This window comes from Microcystis sp. M165S2 (assembly GCF_020245885.1).
GTDB lineage: Bacteria > Cyanobacteriota > Cyanobacteriia > Cyanobacteriales > Microcystaceae > Microcystis.
Map to the genome: position 1 here is coordinate 1 of NZ_JADBTZ010000265.1, position 6,111 is coordinate 6,111.

General features: G+C 43.7%; 5 protein-coding genes. 1 reads left to right on the forward strand and 4 read right to left on the reverse strand.

The genetic code is table 11. The features are described from left to right. Positions 1 to 273 precede the first annotated feature (273 nt). From IM479_RS13220 to nadB, 4 genes are all read right to left on the reverse strand, one after another. Positions 274 to 1,710: an SAM-dependent methyltransferase gene (locus IM479_RS13220; protein WP_287685911.1), complete on the reverse strand. Its 1,437-nt coding sequence runs from the start codon at positions 1,708 to 1,710 to the stop codon at positions 274 to 276. A 181-nt stretch (positions 1,711 to 1,891) separates the two neighbouring features. After that, a complete protein-coding gene (locus IM479_RS13225; RefSeq protein WP_287685910.1) occupies positions 1,892 to 2,965 on the reverse strand; it encodes a glycosyltransferase in 1,074 nt (357 codons plus the stop codon). Beyond that, a complete protein-coding gene (locus tag IM479_RS13230) occupies positions 2,962 to 4,056 on the reverse strand; it encodes a HEAT repeat domain-containing protein (RefSeq protein WP_287685909.1) in 1,095 nt (364 codons plus the stop codon). The genes IM479_RS13225 and IM479_RS13230 overlap by 4 nt, the downstream gene beginning before the upstream one ends. Before the next feature lie 208 nt (positions 4,057 to 4,264). Beyond that, positions 4,265 to 5,932: an L-aspartate oxidase gene (gene nadB, locus IM479_RS13235; RefSeq protein ID WP_287685908.1), complete on the reverse strand. Its 1,668-nt coding sequence runs from the start codon at positions 5,930 to 5,932 to the stop codon at positions 4,265 to 4,267. Positions 5,933 to 6,065: 133 nt separating this feature from the next. On the opposite strand from nadB, the gene IM479_RS22700 reads away from it, so the two are divergent. Then, a partial coding sequence (locus IM479_RS22700) for a helix-turn-helix domain-containing protein (protein WP_353737100.1) occupies positions 6,066 to 6,111 on the forward strand: 46 nt, incomplete at its 3' end.

A 6,111-nucleotide genomic window follows, 5' to 3' on the forward strand; every position in this document is an offset into this window, starting at 1 on the left:
CAGGTGGTCAACTACCTAATTTTCAGGGAAAAAGTACCTGAATTTTCCCCCTGATCACTCCCATGCCTGGTACTTTTTGATTGACAAAAAGTCTAAAAGTCTTACCCAACAAGGTTTTTAGATTTATTCAGCAGACCCTAAATAATTAGTCTTTAATAACCAGAATAACCAGATTTAGTATTATTGACTTATTGACTCCTGTGTGTGATGAAAACCCGATCATAAAATATCTCCTAGTATGGGTGATTAACACGGCTAAAATTCAAGCTTATATTATAACACCTTCTCGGCTAAAACTGATAAATTTAAACTATTTAAAATACGGGTTTTTATCGGTCTTTTTTCATCCCAAAATATCAAGGAGGAATAAAATTCTCTGCCTAGGGAAGAATTGAGAAGCTGTAAGGTTTTTTGAGCGGTATCTAAATCATCGAAGCTTAGGAAGTAAACGGTATCATCGAAAATAACCGGTTGATTTTGATAGGGTAATATTAGGTTAAAATTCAGTTTTTTATAAAGTCCAGAAATGGCGATTTTAAAAGGTGAGAAGCTGTAAAAACCCACACCAAATATACAAAAGTCTGGCTGATTTTGATAAATTTTGCTCTTTCTATCCAGAAAATAATTTTTATGATTAACTAAATATTGCCAAGTTTTTGGGGCTAGATACCGTATATTTTCTGTAGATTCACCGATAAACTTCTGAGTTACCAAAATGTATTTATTGATAACCGTTAGGCGATTTTGTGCTACATCTGAACCTTTAAGGAGAGGATAAAGATAGGTGGGTTCAAGATCAACGACTTCCTTTAAACCATTGACAAAAATTCCATTAACCAACTGCAATTCCATGACTTTTGAACAATCATGTTTAATTCCTGAACGCCATTTTTCTTGAGGATGCCGATGATATAAATATTCTAATCTAGTAAAAGTATTTAAATCTCTGACTAGGATATTATTTTGATAACCAATGCGCTGAAATTCTCCTTCCTCAAAACTATTGAAAACATCACAAAAATAATTTTCTGAATGAGAATCAAATTGACAAAACAGAAGACAAGCATCTACATTAGCTTGAAAATATTTTTGGGTATTGATCGGATAAATTGCCGAGTAAACGAGATTAATTTTGTGAGTATAGAGATAGTTTAAAATTTTTCTAGATACGGCCGTTTTACAGATAATTGCCAGATAAGCTGAACGTCGATCAAGACATTCGATGAGCTTAATTAACATCCACTCTGAAATATCAAAATTACTTTTTCCCGTGATGGCATCTAAACCGTGATAGCCTTGAAAATTGCTTTTTTGAGGTAAATTTTTTCCGTTAATAAGTCCTTGTTTTGAGTTGGTTATCCAAGGCAGATTACCCAAGAATAAAATATTTTCTGTCCATGGTTGAGTTAGAGAATACCAGTCACAATCAAAAAAATTCTTCTGTTCAACTTGTATTCTTTGATCTTGGGATATTTGCCGATCTTGATTAATCTGAGTGATATAATCAGGATTAATTTCAAAGCCAAGGATTTTTTCAGTTTGTTTAAAGGTAAGTGATGCCGCTTTTAAAAAGTTACCTATACCACAAGTTGGCTCAATAATAACATCGGGTTTAACATGAATTTGCCATAATTTTTGACAAATCTTTTCGGTTAACTCCGGGGGAGTTTGAAAGTCTCCATATTCAATTTTAACCTGAGAAGCTTGCATGACTAATTCTCTCTATAAATGGCTATTAATCCTTCTTCTTGACCGGCAAGATCGATTACCCTAGCTTTTTTCACTTTGTGTTCTTTGTGCCTCTGTGGTTGCTCCCGAACCCTTCTGGGATAACCCGATAGAAAAGTTTATGCTAGGCTAGATTTAACCAGACTAAACCAAGAGAGCCTATTTATTTTTGACTGCAAGCAAAAATTTCTTCAAACCAATTAATAGCCCGATTTGCTAAAGCTTCTAGGGAATATTTTTGCTCGACTATTTTACGACAAAAAGATCGATCGATCCGGTCTAAATTTTTAATGCCTGTAACTAATCCCTCGATACTATCGGGTTCAACTAAAAAACCAGTTTTTCCATCTTCGATAATTTCTACTGGACCACCACGACGATAGGCAACTACGGGAACACCACAGGCTAAAGCTTCAATAGCCACGTTCCCAAAAGCCTCAACCCAGCGCGGGGTCATCAACAGGCCAAAACAGTCGCCTAGCTCTTTTTGTAGGCTCTCGGTGGGCAAAAACCCGCGATAATCCACTAAATCGAAACTATAGGTATCCTGTAAATTTTGCCAGTAGAGAGGATCGGAAATATGACCGAAAACCCGTAAAGGTACACCTAACCGTTGACAAGCGGCGATCGCATCCTCTAAAGCTTTTTCCGGGGCAATCCGTCCCACCCAGGCTAGACAGGGGGAGGAATCGGCCCGAAACTGATACAAAGATACGTCTAAACCATTAGCCAAACAGCGATAGGGGGGAGAGAGGGAGAAAGTTTCTGCTTGGGCGAGGGTGTGAAAAGCGAGTAAATGGGGAAAACTGCGGTAGGTTTTTTGAATAACATGATCCATCGCCAAAGAAACGGAAGCCATGCTGACTAAATGGGCGACGGGAGTGGCAAAAAAAGGAGTGAGATAAAAAGGGAGCCAATCGTAGGCAAAATTAATAATTAAATCGTACTGATTTTGTACCTGTTGGGCGTAGTGCCACATATTGGCCAAAACGGCATTTTCGGGCATTAAAATCGGGGCTTGCCGGCCCTGACTTTGGGCGGAAATCTGGGCATTTCCTGCTATAGTGATTAAGGGGATATCCTGCAACTGCGAGGCTTCTGGAGCCACTACCCGCACCGGATAGCCTTGCTTAGTCAGAGTGCGAGCGAGATTATAAAGAGTTAATTCTACGCCACCGCCGCCCCCCGAACCCAAAAATCCCACGGGGGTGGAGATAAATAACAGTTTTCGACTCAATTTTGCACCTCTGTGGGTGTGGTTTCAGTGAAGGAAGTATCCTGTACGTCATCATCTTCCGGTTCACCAGTGGTTTCTAGGGGAGCAATATCTAAACGGGGCGGTAATTGCAGATTTAACTGTCTGATTGCCCAGCGTGCTGTTTCTTGCACTTCTTCATCGGAATCATCGAGAGCATGACAAATTAATTGACTGATCTGAGACATGATATCGTAGAGTCTGGTTAAATCCCGGATAGCATTTTTCCGCACTTGGGGATTTTTATCCTGGAGAGAGATAGCCAAAGCTTGGTTCATCGGTCGCAGGGAGCGGGTACAGATTTGAGCGAGGGCTTCTAGGGTTAAACTGCGTTCGTAGGAATCCCCATCCACCATACTATCGACCAAAGGCTGCATTGCCCTAGAATCGGACATTTGTGCCAGTTTCCAAACCGCCCGTCTCCGGGTACGAGGATCGTTATCGCGAAGACTTTCAATTAAACGCAGGATTAAGTCTACGTTCGGGATACGGGAGGTAGCTTGTACGGGCAAAGAAGGATCGAAATCCTCTTCACCACTGCCATTAATGTCACTGCCGGTGTTGCTGTCCGTATCGAAGGAATTGCCATTGCCCCTAGAAAAGTTGTTGAGTGGGTTTTTAGGATTGACGTAAGTTGTCTTTTTGCGGCGTTTTGAGGCTTTGCCCTTGGGACGATATTGAAAGAAAAGCGATAGTAAAGCTGCCAATAAAGCGATCGATAACAGAGCCGAGCCAGCAATTAACGGTATTGGTGAAGTCTCATTTCCGGCGGCTGCGTTGGCGGCCGTGGCGTTTTGACCTAGATACTTCTGCATATTAGCGATCGCATTTTGAGCAGATGTATCGTTCGGACGTTGTGCCAGAGCTTGTTGAAATTTTTCTAGGGCGAGTTGGTAATTTTTTTGGGCTGTGGCTTCGTAACCAGCTTTCATCAACTGATCGTAAGTGGCCACAGTCTGGGGTTGCTCTAACCTAGGGGGAGTTTGAGCGTTAGCCGTGGGTAAAGTCTGGAAATTATGACCCCAACTGCTCACACCGATAGCTAACAACAATAGGAAATTGGGTTTGATCATAGAATTAATGTAACTGTTTAGGGGGGGGGTAAAAGTTATAATAGCCTAAAAGCCATAAATGAAAAGCACTGAACTCCAGAGATGGGTCATAGACTGCGATGATTGGGAAAAGCCCTCGGTGAGCGTGGGGCGAATAGTACGGCTCCTAGGAGCGAGGATAGAGTCCACTGTTTAGAGCTTAGGGATTATCTGTGAAAAACTGGCTTAATTAAGCTTGCACAGGCGTTTTGCGCCATGTTCGACCTTGAATAGTCGTGTGGAATTGCCAATTAGCTACGGTTTCTGGATAATCGCCCCGATAGTGACCGCCTCGGCTTTCTGCTCGTAATAAGGCACTTTCCAGAATTAAGTCGGCGATGTCTAGAAGATTTAACGTCTCGATCGCTATTCTTATTTCTAACTGCACCGAGGGACACAAAAATAATTGTTCTTTGTCGGGGAGAAGATTCTGGAGAAATTGGCCCATCTTTAAGGATTCTAACTGTTGTTTCCACTGCTGCACCCGTAGGATAGCAATTTCTAACTCATTTTGAAATCGGCAAATTCCCGCATTTTCCCACATTAAAATCGGTAATTCTCTCCGTACTTTTTGCCAGTCTTCCTGTTCTTCCTGCCAGTTTTCCGCAATTTCTAAGGGTTTTTCTGGTCTTTCCCCAGGAAAGTTTTCTGGCTCTAGACCTATTGCAACTAAATTTGCCGCAAAGACAATACATTCCAAGAGAGAATTACTGGCTAAACGATTGGCTCCATGAACACCTGTACTAGCAGCTTCGCCGATCGCATACAAACCGGATAGAGAAGTGCGGGCGTTTAAATCTGTGGCCACTCCTCCCATCCAATAGTGAGCGGCGGGGGCGACCGGAATCACATCCTCAAACACATTAATTCCCCATTTTTGACAGATGCGGATAATATTAGGGAAACGATAACGCAGACGCTCCGGTTCGATTGGTCTTAAATCTAGATATACTTTGGCATGGGCGGGATCGTCGGAGGTTTTCTGCAAATGGCTAAAAATCGCCCGACTCACCACATCCCGGGGGGCCAATTCTCCGGCCGGATGGTAATCGAAGGCAAAACGCCGCCCCCGGGCATCAATTAAATGCGCTCCTTCGCCGCGCACCGCTTCACTAATTAAAAACCGCGGTGCCCCCGGCACAGTCAAAGCGGTGGGGTGAAACTGAAAAAATTCCGGGTCGCGAATCACTGCCCCAGCACGCCAAGCCAGGGCGACTCCATCCCCCGTGCTAACGGCGGGATTAGTGGTTTGGGCATAGACTTGACCGCCGCCTCCCGTAGCCAGAATGACTGCTTGCGCTCGCAGCCAACAGAGATGATCTTGATGGAGTAAACAAATACCTTGACAGCGTTGCCCTTCCGGGTCAAGCCAGAGTTTCAGGGCGATCGCTTGGGGAATAATGGTAATATTGGGGCGCTCGGTCACTTTTTCCATCAGGGTACTGACGATCGCTCTCCCCGTGCGATCGGCTGCGTGCAGCACCCTGGCCTGGGAGTGGGCAGCCTCAAGAGTGCGGGCTAAGTCGTCTCCAGAGCGATCAAAACTAACCCCCAACCGCAGCAAATCAGCGATCGCTTGGGGGGCTTTCTCGACTAAAAACTGCACGGCATTGCGATCGCATAAGCCCGCTCCAGCTTTCAGGGTATCTTCTAAATGGAAAACGGGGGAATCCTGCGGGGACGTGGCCGCCGCAATTCCTCCCTGCGCCCAATCACTAGCCCCAGTTTTTAAATCTTCTTTGGTAATTAAACCCACCTTTAAGTTAGGGGGTAAACACAGCGCGGCATACAATCCCGCCGCTCCCGATCCCACCACTAAAACATCTTGATAACTCGGCAGTTGCGAGGAAACGACCATTGAGGGGTTAATTGATAAATTCTATTTATTCTAGCACTTCATCGAAAATTTTGGGTCTGAAACCCCGTCGTTCTACGACGGCTTTACCGTTAAATACTAGCGCATTTACCAAATATATGCTAAAATGTGAGACATGGAAAAAGCCTATTCGTTTCGATTTTACCCCACACCAGAACAAG